The 1,136-nt window shown below is 27.5% G+C and carries 2 pseudogenes; both read right to left on the reverse strand.

The features are described from left to right. Positions 1-269 precede the first annotated feature (269 nt). A pseudogene (locus EKL98_RS18650) lies at positions 270-691 on the reverse strand (GxxExxY protein). A gap of 96 nt (positions 692-787) precedes the next feature. Next, positions 788-1,136 (reverse strand): annotated as a pseudogene (locus EKL98_RS17770) (alpha-1,4-glucan--maltose-1-phosphate maltosyltransferase); the annotation flags it as partial.

Raw genomic sequence — 1,136 nt, forward strand, 5'->3', positions numbered from 1 at the left:
TTTGCCTCCATACCAACGTTTATTAATGATATAATTCTCAAGAATATCCGAAGAAAAGACTTTTACAAATTCCTTGTCTTCAAAAGCATTTTCCCAATCTGTTTTAAAAACAAATGGATTTTGAAAATCATCGTCGTTCATCTTGATATCTATCATTAATTTGGTGCATAATTAAATTCACTTTTTTTTAACCACATAGAAATATTAGTTTTTGTAAAAAATTTTAGGCGTTTCACTTTTCATAGATTTCATAGTTTGAATCATAAAATTTATTCTTTAGGCAGTTTTTTATAATAATCATTAACAAATGTTTTTTGGCCTTCTTTGAAAATATTGTTGCAATTAAAATTAATTAAAATCCCTTTCGGAGATTTTATGAGGTTCATATAATTCAATAATTTAGCTTCATAAATTGGATGAATATTTAATGTAGATTTCAATTCTACTATATAGCACTTTCAACAAACAAATCGCATCTAAAATCAGATTCTAATTCTTTCTCTTTGTAAATTACTGGTATCTTCATTTCAGAAATAAAATTTATATTTCTTAACGTAAACTCTTCTTTCAAACATTGGTGATAGACACTTTCCAAAAGTCCTCTCCCCATTATTTTGTGTACTTCAATAGCTGCACCAATTATAGAGTAAGTTAGATTGTCTATATATTTTTGAGTCCTGCTTCTCTTAATTAACTACACAAAAAATTGCTATGTGAGAATTTTATGCCTATGAAATTCTTTATTCTATTAATTTACAAATTTTACTATGTGGTTAAAAAAATTCTGTTATCGTTCAACTTTAAACAAATGGAAAGGTAAACCAGGTGAAATCTCCACAAAATTCCATTCTTTCTCCCAAATATAACTATTTCCAGTGACTAAATCGGTAATTTTTAGTGGAAGCTTACTCAATAACTCTTGAGGAAGAAGCACCATAGATTGTGCAGTATAATTAGAATCGAGACTTGCAACCATAAGTGTTTCATCTTGCTTTTCATCATCATATTTATAATAAGCCATCACCTTATCATTATTGGTAAGACAAAAAATAATATTATTAGTTTGTTGCAAGGAAGCATGTTCGTTTCTGATTTTGTTGATTCTACTTATAACAGTAGTAATTTTGTTCTGCTTA

This window comes from Flavobacterium bomense (assembly GCF_003970355.1).